This is a genomic window from Caballeronia sp. LZ065 (assembly GCF_031450975.1).
Lineage (GTDB): Bacteria > Pseudomonadota > Gammaproteobacteria > Burkholderiales > Burkholderiaceae > Caballeronia.
The window spans coordinates 653167-670240 of the sequence record NZ_JARUXV010000001.1 but is presented as its reverse complement, the minus strand read 5'-3'; the positions used below and the strand labels follow the sequence as shown (position 1 = coordinate 670240).

The 17074-nt window shown below is 62.5% G+C and carries 19 protein-coding genes and 1 other RNA gene; 6 read left to right on the top strand and 14 right to left on the bottom strand.

Going from position 1 to position 17074, the window contains the following annotated elements:
* Nucleotides 1–13: 13 nt before the first annotated feature.
* From ruvC to ruvB, 3 genes are all read left to right on the top strand, one after another.
* A complete protein-coding gene (gene ruvC / locus QCE63_RS03175; RefSeq protein ID WP_309807212.1) occupies nucleotides 14–556 on the top strand; it encodes a crossover junction endodeoxyribonuclease RuvC in 543 nt (180 codons plus the stop codon).
* Nucleotides 557–580: 24 nt separating this feature from the next.
* Nucleotides 581–1162 carry a Holliday junction branch migration protein RuvA gene (ruvA, locus tag QCE63_RS03170; protein ID WP_309830450.1) on the top strand — a complete coding sequence of 194 codons (582 nt, stop codon included), beginning with the start codon at nucleotides 581–583 and terminating at the stop codon, nucleotides 1160–1162.
* A gap of 66 nt (nucleotides 1163–1228) precedes the next feature.
* Nucleotides 1229–2290 carry a Holliday junction branch migration DNA helicase RuvB gene (ruvB, locus tag QCE63_RS03165; RefSeq protein ID WP_309830448.1) on the top strand — a complete coding sequence of 354 codons (1062 nt, stop codon included), beginning with the start codon at nucleotides 1229–1231 and terminating at the stop codon, nucleotides 2288–2290.
* On the opposite strand, the gene QCE63_RS03160 is transcribed toward ruvB, so the two are convergent.
* From QCE63_RS03160 to tyrS, 3 genes are read right to left on the bottom strand one after another with little or no spacing between them, the layout of a single operon-like run.
* The gene (locus QCE63_RS03160; RefSeq protein ID WP_309830446.1) at nucleotides 2287–2937 is read right to left on the bottom strand and encodes a histidine phosphatase family protein; all 651 of its coding nucleotides are present in this window, start codon (nucleotides 2935–2937) and stop codon (nucleotides 2287–2289) included. The two genes, ruvB and QCE63_RS03160, sit on opposite strands and share 4 nt — an antisense overlap.
* A 13-nt stretch (nucleotides 2938–2950) precedes the next feature.
* Nucleotides 2951–3409: a D-aminoacyl-tRNA deacylase gene (dtd, locus tag QCE63_RS03155; protein ID WP_309830444.1), complete on the bottom strand. Its 459-nt coding sequence runs from the start codon at nucleotides 3407–3409 to the stop codon at nucleotides 2951–2953.
* Nucleotides 3410–3412: 3 nt separating this feature from the next.
* Complete coding sequence (gene tyrS, locus QCE63_RS03150) at nucleotides 3413–4669, bottom strand: tyrosine--tRNA ligase (RefSeq protein WP_309830442.1); 1257 nt, start codon at nucleotides 4667–4669, stop codon at nucleotides 3413–3415.
* A 379-nt stretch (nucleotides 4670–5048) separates the two neighbouring features.
* On the opposite strand from tyrS, the gene QCE63_RS03145 reads away from it, so the two are divergent.
* Nucleotides 5049–6179: an anhydro-N-acetylmuramic acid kinase gene (locus QCE63_RS03145; RefSeq protein WP_309833663.1), complete on the top strand. Its 1131-nt coding sequence runs from the start codon at nucleotides 5049–5051 to the stop codon at nucleotides 6177–6179.
* A gap of 73 nt (nucleotides 6180–6252) precedes the next feature.
* Here the strand turns inward: QCE63_RS03145 and erpA are convergent, their stop codons facing one another.
* From erpA to rplM, 3 genes are all read right to left on the bottom strand, one after another.
* A complete protein-coding gene (erpA, locus tag QCE63_RS03140) occupies nucleotides 6253–6618 on the bottom strand; it encodes an iron-sulfur cluster insertion protein ErpA (protein ID WP_309807205.1) in 366 nt (121 codons plus the stop codon).
* Nucleotides 6619–6839: 221 nt separating this feature from the next.
* Entirely contained in the window at nucleotides 6840–7232 is a 393-nt protein-coding gene (gene rpsI, locus QCE63_RS03135; RefSeq protein ID WP_035497678.1) for a 30S ribosomal protein S9, read from the bottom strand.
* A gap of 11 nt (nucleotides 7233–7243) precedes the next feature.
* Nucleotides 7244–7672, bottom strand: a complete 429-nt coding sequence (gene rplM / locus QCE63_RS03130) for a 50S ribosomal protein L13 (protein WP_016344249.1) — start codon at nucleotides 7670–7672, stop codon at nucleotides 7244–7246.
* Nucleotides 7673–8315: 643 nt separating this feature from the next.
* Between rplM and QCE63_RS03125 the strand changes: the two genes are divergently transcribed.
* Complete coding sequence (locus QCE63_RS03125; protein WP_309830440.1) at nucleotides 8316–8741, top strand: OsmC family protein; 426 nt, start codon at nucleotides 8316–8318, stop codon at nucleotides 8739–8741.
* Between the two features lie 72 nt (nucleotides 8742–8813).
* On the opposite strand, the gene rnpB is transcribed toward QCE63_RS03125, so the two are convergent.
* The 3 genes from rnpB to pyrC form a co-directional block, all read right to left on the bottom strand.
* Nucleotides 8814–9226: RNase P RNA component class A (gene rnpB, locus QCE63_RS03120), an RNA gene on the bottom strand.
* A 23-nt stretch (nucleotides 9227–9249) separates the two neighbouring features.
* Complete coding sequence (locus tag QCE63_RS03115) at nucleotides 9250–10062, bottom strand: DUF3025 domain-containing protein (RefSeq protein WP_309830436.1); 813 nt, start codon at nucleotides 10060–10062, stop codon at nucleotides 9250–9252.
* Between the two features lie 10 nt (nucleotides 10063–10072).
* Nucleotides 10073–11152, bottom strand: coding sequence for a dihydroorotase (pyrC, locus tag QCE63_RS03110; protein ID WP_309830434.1), 1080 nt, complete (start codon nucleotides 11150–11152; stop codon nucleotides 10073–10075).
* Nucleotides 11153–11338: 186 nt separating this feature from the next.
* Between pyrC and QCE63_RS03105 the strand changes: the two genes are divergently transcribed.
* A complete protein-coding gene (locus tag QCE63_RS03105; RefSeq protein WP_309830432.1) occupies nucleotides 11339–12241 on the top strand; it encodes a class II glutamine amidotransferase in 903 nt (300 codons plus the stop codon).
* A gap of 53 nt (nucleotides 12242–12294) precedes the next feature.
* Here QCE63_RS03105 and QCE63_RS03100 read toward each other — a convergent pair whose 3' ends face one another.
* From QCE63_RS03100 to QCE63_RS03080, 5 genes are all read right to left on the bottom strand, one after another.
* Entirely contained in the window at nucleotides 12295–13020 is a 726-nt protein-coding gene (locus tag QCE63_RS03100) for an amino acid ABC transporter ATP-binding protein (RefSeq protein WP_309830430.1), read from the bottom strand.
* Nucleotides 13017–13691, bottom strand: a complete 675-nt coding sequence (gltK, locus tag QCE63_RS03095) for a glutamate/aspartate ABC transporter permease GltK (RefSeq protein ID WP_309830428.1) — start codon at nucleotides 13689–13691, stop codon at nucleotides 13017–13019. The genes QCE63_RS03100 and gltK overlap by 4 nt, the downstream gene beginning before the upstream one ends.
* Complete coding sequence (locus tag QCE63_RS03090; RefSeq protein WP_309830426.1) at nucleotides 13691–14431, bottom strand: amino acid ABC transporter permease; 741 nt, start codon at nucleotides 14429–14431, stop codon at nucleotides 13691–13693. Before QCE63_RS03090 ends, gltK begins: the two co-directional genes overlap by 1 nt.
* 68 nt (nucleotides 14432–14499) lie before the next feature.
* Nucleotides 14500–15393 (bottom strand): glutamate/aspartate ABC transporter substrate-binding protein, encoded by an 894-nt coding sequence (locus tag QCE63_RS03085; protein WP_309830424.1) that lies wholly within the window; start codon nucleotides 15391–15393, stop codon nucleotides 14500–14502.
* A 297-nt stretch (nucleotides 15394–15690) separates the two neighbouring features.
* Nucleotides 15691–16998, bottom strand: a complete 1308-nt coding sequence (locus tag QCE63_RS03080; protein ID WP_309830422.1) for a Glu/Leu/Phe/Val dehydrogenase — start codon at nucleotides 16996–16998, stop codon at nucleotides 15691–15693.
* Nucleotides 16999–17074 lie beyond the last annotated feature (76 nt).

The window sequence follows — 17074 nt, the reverse complement described above, 5'->3', positions numbered from 1 at the left end:
GCATCGCGAACGAATGAGAATCCTAGGCATCGACCCCGGCTTGCGCGTGACCGGCTTCGGCATCATCGAGAAGCACGGACACACGCTCAGCTATGTGACGAGCGGCGTCATCAAGACCGCCGATGCCGATCTGCCCTCGCGTCTGAACACCATTTTCAGCGGCATCTCGACGCTCATTGCGCAGCACAATCCGGATCAGGCGGCCGTCGAGAAGGTCTTCGTCAACGTCAATCCGCAATCCACCTTGCTGCTGGGCCAGGCGCGCGGCGCCGCGATTTGCGGGCTGGTGGCGGGCGGCGTGCCGGTCGCCGAATACACCGCGCTGCAATTGAAGCAGGCCGTGGTCGGCTACGGCCGCGCGACCAAGGAACAGATGCAGCAGATGGTCGTCCGCCTGTTGAGCCTCACGGGCGTGCCGAGCACCGACGCGGCCGACGCGCTCGGCATGGCCATCTGTCACGCGCACGGCGGCGGCGGGCTCGCGACGCTGGGCGAGATTGCGCCGGGGCTCGCGAAGAAGGGCCTCCGTGTCCGTCGCGGGCGGCTTATTGGCTAGAACACCTCACACGCATATACATCCATGATCGGTCGCATCGCCGGCGTTCTGCTGGAAAAAAATCCGCCGCATCTGCTCGTCGACTGCAATGGCATCGGCTATGAAATCGACGTGCCGATGAGCACGTTCTACAACCTGCCGAACACCGGCGACAAGGTCGTGCTGCTCACGCAGATGATCGTCCGTGAAGACGCGCATCTGCTTTACGGCTTTCTCACGGCGCAGGAGCGCTCGACTTTCCGCGAATTGCTGAAGATCAGCGGCATCGGCGCGCGCATGGCGCTGGCCGTGCTGTCCGGCATGAGCGTGCACGAGCTCTCGCAAACCGTGACGACGCAGGACGCCGCGCGGCTGACACGCGTGCCGGGCATCGGCAAGAAGACCGCCGAGCGCCTGCTGCTCGAACTGAAAGGCAAGCTCGGCGCCGATCTCGGCGCGATGGCGAGCGCCGCCTCGCAGTCGGACCACGCGTCTGACATTCTCAATGCGCTGCTCGCGCTCGGTTATTCCGAGAAGGAAGCGCTCGCCGCCATCAAGAACGTGCCGGCCGGAACGGGCGTCTCGGAAGGCATCAAGCTGGCGTTGAAGGCGCTGTCGAAGGCGTAACGCCTGGATTCGGCCTGGGCCTTCCGGCCAGATTCGCCGCGCAAAAGCTCGCTGTACAATCGGACCATGATCGAAACCGACAAACTCGCCGCCGAACGCGTCATCTCGGCCTCCCCCGTCTCGCCCAACGAGGAAGCGTTCGAGCGCGCGCTGCGCCCGCACAAGCTGGACGAATACATCGGGCAGGAAAAGGCGCGCGGGCAGCTCGAAATCTTCATCGAAGCCGCCAAGCGGCGTTCCGAAGCGCTCGATCACGTGCTGTTGTTCGGGCCGCCGGGTCTCGGGAAAACCACGCTCGCGCACATCATCGCGCGGGAAATGGGCGTGAATCTGCGGCAGACATCGGGGCCGGTGCTGGAGCGCGCAGGCGACCTCGCTGCGCTGCTTACGAATCTCGAAGCCAACGACGTACTGTTCATCGACGAAATTCACCGGCTGTCGCCGGTCGTCGAGGAAATCCTGTATCCGGCGCTGGAGGATTACCAGATTGACATCATGATCGGCGAAGGTCCGGCCGCGCGCAGCGTGAAGCTGGACTTGCAGCCGTTCACGCTGGTCGGCGCGACCACGCGCGCGGGCATGCTGACGAATCCGTTGCGCGACCGGTTTGGCATCGTGTCGCGGCTGGAGTTTTATAACGCGAGCGAACTGGCGCGCATCGTCGCGCGTTCGGCGTCGCTGCTGAAGGCGGATATCGTCAATGAAGGCGCGCTGGAAATCGCCAAGCGTTCGCGTGGCACGCCGCGGATTGCCAACCGCCTGCTGCGGCGCGTGCGCGATTACGCCGAAGTGAAAGCGGACGGCATGATCACCGCCGATGTCGCCGACAAAGCCCTGAAAATGCTCGACGTCGATCCGGTCGGCTTCGACCTGATGGACCGCAAGCTGCTCGAAGCGATCCTGCACAAGTTCGACGGCGGCCCGGTCGGGGTGGACAATCTGGCGGCGGCCATCGGCGAAGAGCGCGACACCATCGAGGACGTGCTGGAGCCGTATCTGATCCAGCAAGGCTTCCTGCAACGCACGCCGCGCGGACGCGTGGCCACGATGCTCACGTATCGCCACTTCGGGCTTGTCGCGCCCGACGCCGGTCCGGTGCGCGACATGTGGAACGCCAATAACGGCTAGGCGCGTTTGCGGAGGTTGTCGTCGTCGGTATCGGTGGAAAGGTGCGCGACGTCACCCCACGACACCACGGTGGCGCCGTCCACGCCGTAATCCACGATGTTGATGCTGCAATTGAGCAGCGGCCAGTTGCGCGGCTCCTGCAACGGCAGTTTCATTGCGAACCGGTAGATGCAGTCCAGCACGCCGCCGTGCGCCACCACCGCGATTCGCCCGCCCTCATGCGCGGCCACGATCGGCTCCATCGCATGCACCACACGGTGATAGAACACGCGCTGCGATTCGCCGTCGCCGGGCGGCGAGAAGCCCGGATCGCGCGTCTGCCATTCGACATATTCAGCGGGGAACTTCTCATTGATCTCGTCGCTGTCGTGCGCCTGGAATGCGCCGAAGAAACGCTCGCGCAGTCCTTCCGACAAACGCATTTCGAGACCAAGCGCATCGGCGAAAGGCTGCGCGGTCTGACGCGCGCGTTGCAGATCGCTCGAATAGACGGCATCGAGACGCGCTTCACGGGCGAGCCTCGCACCCAGTTGCTCCGCCTGCTGCACACCGTGCGCCGACAGCGGAATATCGACGTGTCCCTGAATGCGTTTGAGGCGATTCCAGTCGGTTTCGCCGTGTCGAATGAAGAGGACCTGCGTCGTCATAGGCTTCCTGTTTTCACGGCCGCACTTGCAGCCAGAAGGTGACCGGACCGTCGTTGACGAGCGACACCTGCATCTCGGCGCCGAACTCGCCCGTCTCGACGATCGGATGCTTCGCGCGCGCCTGCGTCACGAAGTAGTCGAAGAGCCGCTTGCCTTCGTCCGGAGGCGCGGCCGGGGTGAAGCTCGGGCGCAGTCCGCTCGAGGTGTCGGCGGCCAGCGTGAATTGCGACACCAGCAACACCCCGCCAGCACCGCCCGCGCCATCCATGTTCGAGACCGGGAGATTCATCTTGCCGGCGGCATCACTGAACACGCGATACGCGAGCATCTTCGCGAGCAGTTTGTCCGCAGCGGCTTCGTTGTCGCCGCGCTCGGCGCAGACCAGCGCGAGCAGGCCCGCTTCGATCGCGCCCGTCACGCGTTCGTTCACGCGCACGTCGGCGCGCCTGACCCGCTGAATCAGCGCGATCATCGCTCAGGCGGTCAGCGTGACGCGCGCAAAGCGGCGCTTGCCCACCTGCACGATAAATTCGCCCGCTTCGATCTTCAGCGCCTTGTCGGAGACGGTTGCGCCGTCGATCTTCACGCCGCCCTGCTCGATGTTGCGCAGGGCTTCGCTGGTCGAAGGCACGAGGCCCGCCTGCTTGAGCAACTGGCCGATCGCAAGCGGCGCGCCCGCGAGCGTGATGCTCGGGATGTCGTCCGGCACGCCGCCCTTCGCGCGATGATTGAAGTCGTCGAGCGCACGCTCGGCATCCGCTTGCGAATGGAAACGCGCGACGATCTCTTGCGCCAGCATCACCTTGAAGTCGCGCGGATTGCGTCCGCCTTCGGCTTCGCGCTTGTAGCCTTCGATTTCGCTCATCGGCCGGAAGGACAGCAGCTCGAAGTAACGCCACATCAGCACGTCCGAGATGCTCATCAGCTTGCCGAACATGTCGGTGGGCTTCTCGCTGATGCCGATGTAGTTGTTCTTCGACTTCGACATCTTCTCGACGCCGTCGAGACCTTCGAGCAGCGGCATGGTCAGGATGCACTGCTGTTCCTGGCCATATTGCTTCTGCAGTTCACGGCCGACGAGCAAGTTGAACTTCTGGTCCGTGCCGCCGAGTTCGAGATCCGCATTCAGCGCGACGGAGTCGTAGCCCTGCATCAGCGGATAGAGGAATTCGTGGATCGAGATGGGCACGCCGCCCTGGAAACGCTTGGTGAAGTCTTCGCGTTCCAGGATGCGCGCGACCGTGTAGCGCGAGGCCAGCTTGATCATGCCGTCGGCGCCGAGCGGCATCGACCATTCGCTGTTGTAGCGGATCTCGGTCTTGTCGCGGTCGAGCACGAGCGCGGCCTGCTCGAAATAGGTCTTCGCGTTGGTCTCGATTTGTTCGCGTGTGAGCGGCGGGCGCGTGGCGTTGCGGCCGGACGGATCGCCGATCAGCGAGGTGAAGTCGCCGATCAGAAAGATCACCTGATGGCCGAGATCCTGCAACTGACGCATCTTGTTCAGCACGACCGTGTGACCGATGTGAATGTCGGGCGCCGTCGGATCGAGGCCGAGCTTGATGCGCAGCGGCTTGCCCGTCGCGGCGCTCCTCGCGAGCTTCTGCGCGAATTCGTCTTCGATCAGCAGTTCGTCGCAGCCACGCTTCGCGATGGCGAGCGCGCTCTTCACTTCGTCGGTAATCGGAAAGCTCTGGGCGGCAGGCGCGGAAGAAGCGTTGGAGTCTGTGGTCATGCTTGCGGCTTGTGAAGTCAAAAGGTTCGATGGCTGGCGTTGGCGGCGGCTCGTGCGCGCCTTGGCCGCGGTCCGGGCTGGCCGGATGGGTCGCCGCGGCGGTCCGCGGCGCGCGCGGCGAATGACGGAATCGCGCGCATTGAATGCTTCAAGCCGGCAATTTTACGCGATCAGGCGGCTATTCGTGCCGTTTCGTATCGATTTGCACCGTTCGAGGGCGGCCTGTCGCACGCTCGAATGTGCTGCACGAGACAGATCGTTTCAGACGCATCTTAACGATTCGGTCCGTAACCCGGATAATCGCCGCTGGATCGAGGAATCGGGCGGCATCGAGCATCGTAGCGACGAGGAGAGCAGCGTGGGAAAGAAAGCCGAAGCAATCGAAACCGGCAAGGCAGATGGCGTGTACTTCGGCTTGATGTCCGGCACCAGCATGGACGGCGTGGACGGCGTAGCGGTGCAGTTCGCGGCCGGCAAGCCGCCCGTCGTGCTCGGCGAGGCGCACGTGTCGTTTTCGAAAGGCTTGCGGGACGCACTCTTCGCGCTGCAAGCGCCCGGCGAGAACGAGATCGAGCGCGAAGCCCTCGCCGCCAACGCGCTCGCGACACGCTATGCCGTGTGCTGCCACGAACTGCAGAGCATGAGCGGGTTTTCGGCGGCGAAGGTGCGCGCCATCGGCGTGCATGGGCAGACGGTGCGGCATCGGCCGGAAAAGGGTTACACGCGGCAGATCAACAACCCGGCGTTGCTGGCGGAGATGACCAGCATCGATGTCGTCGCGGATTTCCGCAGCCGCGATGTCGCGGCGGGTGGCCAGGGTGCGCCGCTCGTGCCCGCCTTTCACGCAACGGTGTTTGGCGCAAGAAACGAGACGCGGGTCGTGTGCAACCTGGGCGGCATCAGCAATATCACGATCCTCGCGGCGAGCGGCGAAGTGCGCGGCTTCGATTGCGGGCCGGCGAATGCGCTGATCGACGAATGGACGCTGCGTCACCTGCAAAAGCCCTACGACGAGGGCGGACAATTCGCGGCACAGGGACAGGTGAATGCGGCATTGCTGAACACGCTGCTCGACGAACCGTTTTTCGATCTTCCGCCGCCCAAGAGCACCGGGCGCGACCTGTTCAATCCGACGTGGATGGACGCCAGGCTGGGCGCGTTTGCCGAACTCCCGCCTGCCGATGTCCAGGCAACCCTCACCGCGCTCACCGCGACGACGGTTGCTCGCGAGATTGCCCGGCATGCGTCGGACACGCGCGCGGTTTATGTATGCGGCGGCGGCGCGCGCAATCCGGTCTTGCTGAAGATGCTGCAGCAGGCGCTGGAGGACGGTGGCGTGAACGGCGTGCCAGTGATGACGACTGAGGCGCTTGGCGTGCCGCCGCAGCAGGTGGAGGCGCTGGCCTTCGCCTGGCTCGCAATGCGCTGTGTCGCGCGTGAGCCGGGCAATCTTCCGGCGGTGACGGGTGCGGCGGGTGAGCGGGTGCTCGGCGCGATCTATCCGCATTGAACGCGGCGTCGAGCCAATAAAAAACGGAGCCTGCGGGCTCCGTTTTTTCATGCACGCTACGTGCGAACTGCGCTCAAACCGAAAACGACGATCCGCAACCGCAGGTGGTCGAGGCGTTCGGGTTCTTGATGACGAACTGTGCGCCGTTGATATCGTCCTTGTAGTCGATCTCCGCGCCGACCAGATACTGATAGCTCATCGAGTCGATCAGCAACTGCACGCCGCCCTTTTCCGTCACGGTGTCGTCTTCGTTCACGGTTTCATCGAACGTGAAACCGTACTGGAAACCGGAGCATCCGCCGCCCTGCACGAACACGCGCAGCTTCAGGTCCGGATTGCCTTCCTCGTCGATCAATTGCTTGACCTTGTCCGCCGCTGCGTCGGTGAAGACGAATGGCAACGGCATTTCGGTCGTGGGGGTGTCGCTGACAGCGCTCATTCGAACTCTCCAATTAAGCTTCTAGCCACTATTGTAGGGCTGATCTCGATATCGTGCCGAAAGCCCATGAAATCAATGGGCTGGTAGAAATTTTGACAGCCTGGACTGACGTGTGTCGGAAAAGAAAAAGCCGCCGGCACAGCAGTGCGGGCGGCCTTTGCAGCAGCTTCGCAACGAGGCCGAAAACCGGCCCCCAACGCGAAACCTGAAACCCCGAGCGCTTAACGCTTCGAGAATTGCTTCCGGCGACGTGCCTTGTGGAAACCGACCTTCTTACGTTCCACTTCACGCGCGTCACGGGTGACGAAGCCGGCGTTCGACAGTTGCGACTTGAGCGTTGCGTCGTAGTCCATCAGCGCGCGGGTGATGCCGTGGCGAACCGCACCGGCTTGACCCGTCTCACCGCCGCCGTTCACGTTGACCTTGATGTCGAACGTGGTGCCGTGGTTCGTGAGTTCGAGCGGCTGGCGCACGATCATCAGCGAGGTTTCACGCGAGAAGTAGTCGGCGATGGGCTTGCCATTGACGATGATCTCGCCCTTGCCCGACTTGATGAAGACGCGAGCGACGGCGCTCTTGCGGCGGCCCGTACCGTAATTCCAGTTACCGATCATGTGGGCTCCCCTTAGATCTCGAGCGCTTTAGGCTGTTGAGCCGTATGCGGATGCGTTGCTTCGGCGTAGACCTTCAGCTTCTTGATCATCGCGTAGCCGAGCGGACCCTTCGGAAGCATGCCCTTGACAGCCTTCTCGAGCGCACGGCCCGGGAAGCGCTCCTGCATCTTGCCGAACGTCGTTTCGTAGATGCCGCCCGGGTAGCCCGAGTGACGATAGTACTTCTTGTCCGTGGTCTTGTTGCCGGTGACCTTCAGCTTGCCGGCATTGACGATGATGATGAAATCACCGGTGTCGACGTGCGGGGTGAATTCAGGCTTATGCTTGCCGCGAAGACGGCGTGCCACTTCGCTGGCGACACGGCCGAGAACCTTATCCGTCGCGTCAATCACGTACCATTCGCGCGTCACCTCTTCGGCTTTTGCGGAAAACGTCTTCATGATCGATCCAAAAAATTGAATTGCCCTTGAACTTGGCGTTGTTCGGCCCTGCTTATTGGGTGCGTTCGCGGGACTTTCATGCCGTTCCACGACGCGTGCAGGCTCTCACAAGCCTCTCTCCGCGGGCGTGTGGCGAAGAGAACTTTGAATTATATAGGGAAATCAAGCGCTGCGTCAAAGGGGCGGGCTGAATCGGTCGCGTCGCTTGCGGAAAGCCGAGGAAGCGGATGCAGCGAAAAACAGAAGGACGAAAAAAAGCCCGGGCAACTGGGGCTCGGGCTTAATCCACCAAAGGAGGAGGTGGAGGAGACAGAAACCAGTATAGGCACGACCATGCTGCGAGGCAAGAAGATTTGCATCATGAAATCTCATTTCATTATTCGAAATAAAAGAATGGATTGCGTCAATTCTATTTTTTCATTTAAAATCAGCTATTTAAGATTCGTTTCTTCTCGATAAGCGGCCGATTTTCAGCGTCTGGAGCTTGCCCTCGACTTGCTTTTCGCCGGTGCATACCGCGGTCGTTAGCACCCTTTCCTGCCCGTCAACCCGGAAATGTGCGTAAGCCGCCTGCAGGCCGAATGCCACGACCCGCTACAATGACTCCTTCTGTAACGAAGCGTTGAGCAGCTGGAGCCTGAGCATGGAATGCAAAGTAAGCTGGATGGGGCAAGACGGCATGGCCTTCGCTGCCGAAACGGGCAGCGGCCACCTCGTGAACATGGACGGCGCGCCGGAAGGCGGCGGTCGTAACCTCGCGCCGCGGCCGATGGAAATGGTGCTGCTCGGCACCGGCGGCTGTACCGCCTATGACGTGGTGATGATCCTCAAGAAGAGCCGTCAGGAAATCAAGGATTGCTCGGTCACCCTCAAGGCCGACCGCGCCAGCGAAGATCCGAAGGTCTTCACGAAGATCCACTTCCATTTCACCGTGACCGGCAAGAACCTGAACCCGGCGACGGTCGAACGGGCGATCAACCTGTCGCACGACAAATACTGCTCGGCGTCGATCATGCTGGCGAAGAGCGGCACGGAACTGACGCATTCGTTCGACATCGTCGAAGCGTAGTCCCAGCCGGACCTGCAAGCGCAAACAAAAAGAGCCGACGTCGCGAGACGCCGGCTCTTTTTTTTTGAATAAAGACAAAGCGGGCCGATAAGCCGGATTCTGTGCACGCACCGGCCGAAACCGGCGCACGTGGCAATCATTCCTCTAGACGCGCCATTGCTGGCGCGCTCAAGCTTCCTACCCGCAGACGAACGGGGGCCCCGTCCTGCATCGCGAAGATGCTTGCCTGCCTATTTGGAATTGCTCCGGGTGGAGGTTACCGTGCCGGAACGCCTCGCGACGTCCGCGGTGCGCTCTTACCGCACCGTTTCACCCTTACCTGATCTTCGGACTTGCGCCCGAAGCCATCGGCGGTTTGCTTTCTGTTGCCCTGTTCCGCGTGTTGCCACGGATGGCCGTTAGCCATCACCCTGCCCTGTGGAGTCCGGACTTTCCTCGCCCTCTTCGGCCGAAACCGTCGAGGCCGCGATTGCCTGGCCCGCTTTGCGGCATCGATTCTAACATCCGGCTAACGGTGAATCGTCCGTCGTCCAGACCGGAACACCTTGGCATCGTCGTAGAAGGCGGCGGCCGCATTCGCATCGCACCAGCCCGGCACGCCCAGCACCGGCAGCGGCGCGAAGGCGCGGCTGTCGAACGGCCCGGCGGCGAGGCGCGTCGCGACGCTTTCGTCGACGAGCGCGCGGCGGCCGTCATCGTTCAGCGAGAAGTACTGGGAGGGAACCTCGACGATCCATGCGTGCCCCGTACACGCCTTGTAGGGCGCGACGAGTTTCTCCAGCAGCGCATGGCCGAAGATGCGCGCCTCGCTACGCGTGCCCCACGCCGCGCGCCCGGCGACGAACAGCGCGCGCCAGTCGAAGGCGCGCAGGGCATCGGCTTGCGCGGCATCGGCGGAAATGAACAGTACGGCGTTTTCGTCGAAGAGCGTAAGGGCATCCCGCACGACACCACGTGTGGGCCCGATGCCGAACGCCGCGATCTGCTCCGCCTGGCGCGCGTTGAGCGCCGCCTTGATGCGCGGATACGCGAACCACATCGACGCGTTGAAGAAATCGTGCAGGTTGTGGCGCGTAGGCACGCAGCCAGTCTCGGCAATGTGACCTTCGTAGGACGCGCCTGCCGGCAAGGCGTCCTGCCCGATGAACGCGAGCCGCGCGCCGCGTCCCGTCACGTGCGCGGCGTCCGATGCGTCCGCGTTCAGCACCGCGAGATAGTCGGCATGACCGGCAAGCGCCGCCGCCTGCCAGCGCCTGCCGCGCGCCTCGATGGACGCAAGCCACGGCCGCGTCCAGTCGATGTCGGCGAAACCGGCGCTCACGCCCGAAGTTTTAGCTGGCGTCCGCGAAGCGCCAGCCGATGGTTTCGCCGCCGCGCAACGGCACGATGGTCGCGTCGCCGGCGGTGAATTCCGCAGGCAGCGTCCACGCGCCGCGTTCCAGCGTCACCGTTTCCGTGCTGCGCGGCAGGCCGTAGAAGTCCGCGCCGTGGAAGCTCGCAAAGCCTTCGAGTTTGTCGAGCGCGCCGGCCTTGTCGAAGCTCTCGGCATACAGTTCGAGCGCGTGCAGCGCCGTGTAGCAGCCCGCGCAGCCGCAAGCATGCTCCTTCAGTCCCTTCGGATGCGGCGCGCTGTCCGTGCCGAGGAAGAAACGCGGATTGCCCGATGTCGCCGCCTCGACCAGCGCGACACGATGCGTCTCGCGCTTGAGCACCGGCAGGCAGAAGTAATGCGGCCGCATTCCGCCGACCAGCATGATATTGCGGTTGTAGAGCAGGTGATGCGCGGTAATGGTCGCTCCAATGGTGCCATCGGGCCCTTCGGCCTCGCGCACGTAGTCCGCGGCGTCCTTGGTCGTGATGTGCTCGAACACAACCTTGAGCGCGGGGAAATCGCGGCGCAGCGGCGTCATCACCCGGTCGATGAACACCTTTTCGCGATCGAACACGTCGATGTCGCTATCGGTCACTTCGCCGTGAATCAACAGCGGCATGCCGCTTTCCTGCATTGCCTCGATCGTCTTCGCGCATTTCGCGAGACTCGTGACGCCCGCGTCCGAATTGGTCGTCGCGCCCGCCGGATACAGCTTCACGCCATGCACGAAGCCGCTCGCCTTCGCGCGACGGATTTCGTCGGGCGGCGTGTTGTCGGTGAGATAGAGCGTCATCAGCGGCTCGAAACGCGCGCCGGCGCCTTCCTTCGGTAGCGCCGCCAGGATGCGTTCGCGGTAGGCGGCGGCCAATTCGGTCGTCGTGACCGGCGGCTTCAGGTTCGGCATGATGATCGCGCGGCCGAACTGCCGCGCCGTGTGCGGCAACACGGCCGCGAGGGTGGCGCCATCGCGCACGTGCAGGTGCCAGTCGTCGGGGCGCGCGAGGGTGAGCGACTGAGTCGGGGAAGAGGTAGCGGACATGGCGAGATGACGGGGAACGTTGGAATGGCGCAAGCCACGCGAGCACGGGAAAAATCCGCCGTGGAAATTGCACAACGCGCGCTGTTATGAGCGGTTGGGCGATTTTTTCGCGCTTGCCTCGGTGATATGCTTGTCGGACGTATTGTAACAACCCGTTCAGGGCGACCGCCCGCCTGCCTCAGCGACATGTGCCAACTTCTCGGAATGAATTGCGCCGAACCCACGGACGTGACGTTCTCGTTCACCGGGTTTGCAGCGCGCGGCGGCGTAACCGATCATCACGCCGACGGCTGGGGCATCGCATTCTTCGAGGACAAGGCCTGCCGGCTGTTCATCGACCATCAGTCCTCGGCCAGTTCGCCTTTGGCGGACATGGTCAAACGCTATCCGATCAAGTCGAAGAACACCATCGCCCACATTCGCAAGGCGACGCAAGGGCACATCCTGCTGGAGAACTGCCATCCGTTCATGCGCGAACTGTGGGGCCGCCACTGGATCTTCGCGCACAACGGCGACCTGAAAGGCCATGCACCGGAACTGACCGGCGTTTATCAGCCGGTCGGCACCACGGATAGCGAACTCGCTTTCTGTGCGCTGCTGCAAGGCCTGCGCCGCCAATTCCCCTGCTCGCAGCCGCCGCTCGACGAACTGTTCGACGCCCTGGCCAACCTCACGCGCGAGATCACGCAATACGGCGTGTTCAACTTCCTGATGTCGAACGGCCAGGCGCTGTTCTCGCACTGCTCTACCCATTTGTACTATCTGGTGCGCAGCTGGCCATTCTCGACGGCGCATCTGATCGACGCCGACATGTCCATCGACTTCGCCAAATACACGACGCCGGAAGATCGCGTGGCGGTGATCGCCACGTCGCCGCTCACCGACGACGAAATCTGGACCCGCTTCGCCCCTGGCGATCTCGCGATGTTCCAGTGCGGCGCGCTCGCGCGCACGGTGAACGTGCCGGTGCCGGAAGAAGTCGCCAGGAAAGCGGCCGAGCCGCTTGCGAAAGCGTGCGTCGGCTCGGCGCTGCAGATCGAGGCAATGCGCAGCACGGCCACGGTCGAATCGGAACTCGGGATCGAGTGAGATAAAAAAACGGCGCTTTGAAGCGCCGTTTTCATTTCGCATTACGCGGTCAATCAATGCAGGATCTTCGCGAGGAAGTCCTTCGCGCGGTCCGACTTCGGATTCGCGAAAAACGCTTCCTTCTGGTCGTCCTCGACGATCAGCCCGCGATCCATGAAGATCACGCGGTTCGCCACCTTCTTCGCAAAGCCCATTTCGTGCGTCACGCACATCATGGTCATGCCTTCCTGCGCGAGCTCCACCATCACGTCGAGCACTTCGTTGATCATCTCCGGATCGAGCGCCGAGGTGGGTTCATCGAAGAGCATCGCGATCGGGTCCATCGAGAGCGCGCGCGCAATCGCCACGCGCTGCTGCTGACCGCCCGACAACTGACCCGGGAACTTGTCCGCATGCGCGCGCAGACCCACGCGATCCAGCAGCTTCATACCCTTCTGCGTCGCTTCCTCGTTCGAGCGGCCGAGCACCTTGACCTGCGCGAGCGTCAGGTTCTGCGTGATGGTCAGATGCGGGAACAGCTCAAAGTGCTGGAACACCATGCCGACCTTCGAGCGCAGCTTCGAGAGATTGGTCTTCTTGTCGGTGAGCGACTGGCCGTTGATCGTGATCTCGCCTTTCTGGAACGGTTCGAGACCGTTCACCGTCTTGATGAGCGTCGACTTGCCCGAGCCCGACGGACCGCACACCACAACCACCTCGCCCTTCTTCACATCGGTCGTGCAGTCCGTCAGCACCTGGAACTGCCCGTACCACTTGGAAACATTCTTGATAGAGATCATCTTGCGACCTTTTTCTGAAGACTTTTGACGAGGGCCGACGCCACCACGCAAATCACGAAGTAGCAGGCGCCCGCGAACAGGATCATTTCGACGGATGTGCCGTCGCGGTCCCCGATGTTCGTCGCCGTGCGGAAGAAGTCCGCGAGGCTGATGACGTACACGAGCGACGTATCCTGGAACAAAACGATGGCCTGGGTGAGCAGCAGCGGCACCATCGCGCGGAAGGCCTGCGGCAGCACTACCAGCTTCATGGCCTGGCCGTAGGTCATGCCGAGCGCGAACGCGGCGTTCACCTGGCCGCGCGGCACGGCCTGAATACCGGCGCGGATGATTTCCGAATAGTACGCGGCTTCGAACAGCGAGAACGCGACCATCGCCGAGGCGAGGCGGATGTCGATGTCCGCCGACAACCCGAGCACGTTCTGCAGCAACTGCGGCACGATCAGGAAGAACCACAGCAGCACCATCACGAGCGGAATCGAGCGGAACAGCGTGACGTAGGTGCTCGCGAACCATTGCAGCGGCTTGACGCCGGAGAGCCGGAACAGCGCGAGCACCGTGCCCCAGATGATCCCGATCACGATGGCCAGCACCGTGATCTGCAGCGTGATCTTCGCGCCGGTCATCAGCGTCGGCCAGGACGCGAGGATGTCATTCCAGTTGAAATGCATTACTTGCCTCCGATGTAGCCGGGCAGGCGGCTCTTCGCCTCGAGCAGGCGCATCAACTGCATCACGACGAGATTGATGATCATGTAGGCGATGGTCACCGCGATGAACGACTCATACGTCTGCGCCGTGTAGTCGACGAGCTGGCGGGCTTGTGCAGACAGATCGAGCAGACCGATGGTCGACGCCACCGCCGAGTTCTTGAACACGTTGAGGAACTCCGACGTGAGCGGCGGCACGATGATGCGGTACGCGACCGGCATCAGCACATAACGGTACGTCTGCCATTCGGTGAAGCCCATCGCAAGGCCCGCGTTGCGCTGGCCGCGCGGCAAAGCGTTGATGCCCGAGCGCACCTGTTCGCACACGCGCGCGCCGGTGAAGAGCCCGAGACAGATGATCGACGATGAAAAGAACTGCGCCGACGGCGGCAGTTGCTTGAACCAGTTGCCCCACGAAACGGGCAGCAACTCCGGAATCACGAGATACCAGACGAAGAACTGCACGATCAGCGGAATATTGCGGAAGATCGCGACATAGACGGTGCCGATGGCCGCGAGCTTGCGGTTCGGGACCGTGCGCAGAATGCCGAACAGCGAGCCGACCACCAGCGCGATCACCCAAGCGGCGAGCGACACGGTGATCGTCACCCAGAAGCCGGAGATCAGCCAGCCGAGATAGGTCGTGGGCTCGCCGGTCGAAACGGGGCTCAGCAGAACGCCCCAGTTCCAGTGATAAGACATGGACTCACTCCAAAAAGAAACGGAAGAAGCAAGCTCCTTCCGTCTCGTTCGTTCGATACTCGAACCGGTTAGTCGATGGCCTTGTCATTCGGGCTCTTGTAGAGAGCCTTGATGTCATCACTTTCCGGGAAGTTGAGGTTGAGACCCTTCGGCGGGATCGGGCTTTCGAACCACTTCTTATAGATCTTGTCGGCGTCGCCCGAGGTTTCGACCTTGGCAATCGCGTCGTCCACGACCTTCTTGAACTCCGGATCGTTCTTGCGGATCATGCAGCCGTACGCTTCATGCGACTGCGGCGCGCCGACGATCACGAAATCGTTCGGGTTGTTCGACTTGGCGCGCTCGCCGGCGAGCAGCGCATCGTCCATCATGAAGGCCACCGCGCGGCCGGTCGACAGCGTCAGGAACGACTCGCCGTGATCCTTCGCGCTGATGATGTTCATGCCCATGCTCTTGTCCTGGTTCATCTTGCGAAGCAGGCGTTCGGATGTGGTGCCGGCGGTCGTCACGACGGTCTTGCCCTTCAGGTCGGCCCAGTCCTTCACGCCCGAATCCTTCTTGGTCATGAGACGCGTGCCGATCACGAAGATCGTGTTCGAGAAGGCCACTTGCTGCTGGCGTTCGGCGTTGTTCGTGGTCGAGCCGCACTCGATGTCCACCGTGCCGTTCTGCACGAGCGGAATGCGGTTCTGCGAGGTGATCGGCGTCAGCTTGACCTTCAGGTCCGACATGCCGAGCTTCGTCTTGACGGCCTCGACCACCTTGAGTGCGAATTCGTGGGAATAGCCGACGACCTGTTGCTTGTCGTCATAGTACGAGAAAGGAATGGACGATTCGCGATGCCCCAGCGAGATCACACCCGTGTCCTTGATTTTCTTCAGCGTGCCGGCGTCTTGCGCGTAAGCGCTCGATGCGATGAAACCGAGCGCGGCAACCAGCAGCGCAGCCTTTTTAATCTTCATGTGTTCGATCTCCTGTGGCGAAAAACCGGGCCAAGTTTAGCAGGGTAATTATTCTGAAAGAATGATTGTTAACCCACTCCGTCTTATTTTTAAGACGGATGGCCGCCCGATTGCGACGGCGCATATTACTGGCGTTTTTTGACTAACGCGTGGCGTGTTGCATCTGCCGCGCCCGCCTGTAGTTTTCATGCAAATGCGTGCGGCATTCTGTCGAAAGCCGCACGCATGAATCAGTGAGCGAAGCGCTGGTCCGCCTCCCGCGGACTGCTCATGTGCCGACCGCTTCCGCGTACCGGATCAGGGATACAGGCCGCGCATCTCGCGCGCCTGAAGAATCCGCGAGCACGCAACGATGAACGCCGCCGTGCGCACCGACACCTGATGCTCGCTCGCCACCTGCCAGACGCCGGCGAAGGCTTCGCGCATCACGCGTTCCAGACGCTGGTTGATCTCGTCCTCGGTCCAGAAGAAGCTCGAGAAGTCCTGCACCCACTCGAAGTACGACACGGTCACGCCGCCCGCGTTGGCGATCACGTCGGGAATCACGAGGGTGCCCTTGTCGGTCAGGATGTCGTCCGCCGCGGTGGTCGTGGGGCCGTTCGCGCCTTCCACCACGATCTTCGTGCGGATCTTGCCGGCGTTCTTCTCGGTGATCTGGTTTTCGAGCGCCGCCGGGATCAGGATGTCGCTTTCGATCATCCAGAATTCGTCGGCCTGCACCGGGTCCGCGCCCGCGAAGCCGCCCACGCCGCCGTTCTGCGCAACGTGCTCGAGCAGCGCGACCGTATCGACGCCCTTCGAGTTATGAATAGTGCCGGTGTGATCCTGCACGGCGATCACGCGCGCGCCCGCTTCCTGGAACAGCTTGGCCGCGATGCCGCCCACGTTGCCGAAGCCCTGCACCGCGATGCGCGCGCCTTCGATCTCCATGCCGATACGCCGCGCCGCTTCGCTTCCGACCACGAACACGCCGCGTCCGGTGGCTTCCTTGCGGCCGAGCGAACCGCCAAGCGAGATCGGCTTGCCGGTCACGACGCCGGTAGCCGTCTGCCCCTGGTTCATGGAGTAGGTGTCCATCATCCACGCCATGATCTGTTCGTTCGTGTTCACGTCGGGCGCGGGGATGTCCGTGTTCGGCCCGATGATGATGCCGATCTCGCTGGTGTAGCGGCGCGTCAGCCGTTCGAGTTCGCCGCGCGACAGCGTGCGCGGGTCGACGCGGATGCCGCCCTTCGCGCCGCCATACGGCACGTTCACGGCGGCGTTCTTCACCGACATCCACGCGGACAGCGCCATGACTTCCGAGAGCGTCACGTCCTGGTGGTAACGCACGCCGCCCTTGCCGGGGCCGCGCGACGTGTTGTGTTGCACGCGATAGCCTTCGAAGTGCGCGACGGTGCCGTTATCGAGTTCGATCGGGCAGTCGACGACGAGAATGCGCTTGGGGCGCTTGAGGGTTTCGAGCCAGCGGGAGAGAGAACCGAGATAGGGAGCGACGCGATCGACCTGCTTCAGATAGTTTCCCCAAGGACCGAGATCATCGGCATTGAGGTACGACGGGATGGCATGTTTGGCGTCCGGCGTTTGCGCGTTCGACGAAGACATTGATGCTCCAGCGGTGAAGGAATGCAGCCATTGTCGAAAAACGGGGTCTGCAAATCCAATGCCGGTTTTTTATCCC

What these genes read in the sequence shown, in the direction of transcription:
- ruvC (WP_309807212.1), top strand. Translation starts at nt 14, where the DNA reads ATGAGAATCCTAGGCATCGACCCCGGCTTGCGCGTGACCGGCTTCGGC.
- ruvA (WP_309830450.1), top strand. Translation starts at nt 581, where the DNA reads ATGATCGGTCGCATCGCCGGCGTTCTGCTGGAAAAAAATCCGCCGCAT.
- ruvB (WP_309830448.1), top strand. Translation starts at nt 1,229, where the DNA reads ATGATCGAAACCGACAAACTCGCCGCCGAACGCGTCATCTCGGCCTCC.
- QCE63_RS03160 (WP_309830446.1), bottom strand. Translation starts at nt 2,937, where the DNA reads ATGACGACGCAGGTCCTCTTCATTCGACACGGCGAAACCGACTGGAAT.
- dtd (WP_309830444.1), bottom strand. Translation starts at nt 3,409, where the DNA reads ATGATCGCGCTGATTCAGCGGGTCAGGCGCGCCGACGTGCGCGTGAAC.
- tyrS (WP_309830442.1), bottom strand. Translation starts at nt 4,669, where the DNA reads ATGACCACAGACTCCAACGCTTCTTCCGCGCCTGCCGCCCAGAGCTTT.
- erpA (WP_309807205.1), bottom strand. Translation starts at nt 6,618, where the DNA reads ATGAGCGCTGTCAGCGACACCCCCACGACCGAAATGCCGTTGCCATTC.
- rpsI (WP_035497678.1), bottom strand. Translation starts at nt 7,232, where the DNA reads ATGATCGGTAACTGGAATTACGGTACGGGCCGCCGCAAGAGCGCCGTC.
- rplM (WP_016344249.1), bottom strand. Translation starts at nt 7,672, where the DNA reads ATGAAGACGTTTTCCGCAAAAGCCGAAGAGGTGACGCGCGAATGGTAC.
- QCE63_RS03125 (WP_309830440.1), top strand. Translation starts at nt 8,316, where the DNA reads ATGGAATGCAAAGTAAGCTGGATGGGGCAAGACGGCATGGCCTTCGCT.
- pyrC (WP_309830434.1), bottom strand. Translation starts at nt 11,152, where the DNA reads ATGTCCGCTACCTCTTCCCCGACTCAGTCGCTCACCCTCGCGCGCCCC.
- QCE63_RS03105 (WP_309830432.1), top strand. Translation starts at nt 11,339, where the DNA reads ATGTGCCAACTTCTCGGAATGAATTGCGCCGAACCCACGGACGTGACG.
- QCE63_RS03100 (WP_309830430.1), bottom strand. Translation starts at nt 13,020, where the DNA reads ATGATCTCTATCAAGAATGTTTCCAAGTGGTACGGGCAGTTCCAGGTG.
- gltK (WP_309830428.1), bottom strand. Translation starts at nt 13,691, where the DNA reads ATGCATTTCAACTGGAATGACATCCTCGCGTCCTGGCCGACGCTGATG.
- QCE63_RS03090 (WP_309830426.1), bottom strand. Translation starts at nt 14,431, where the DNA reads ATGTCTTATCACTGGAACTGGGGCGTTCTGCTGAGCCCCGTTTCGACC.
- QCE63_RS03085 (WP_309830424.1), bottom strand. Translation starts at nt 15,393, where the DNA reads ATGAAGATTAAAAAGGCTGCGCTGCTGGTTGCCGCGCTCGGTTTCATC.
- QCE63_RS03080 (WP_309830422.1), bottom strand. Translation starts at nt 16,998, where the DNA reads ATGTCTTCGTCGAACGCGCAAACGCCGGACGCCAAACATGCCATCCCG.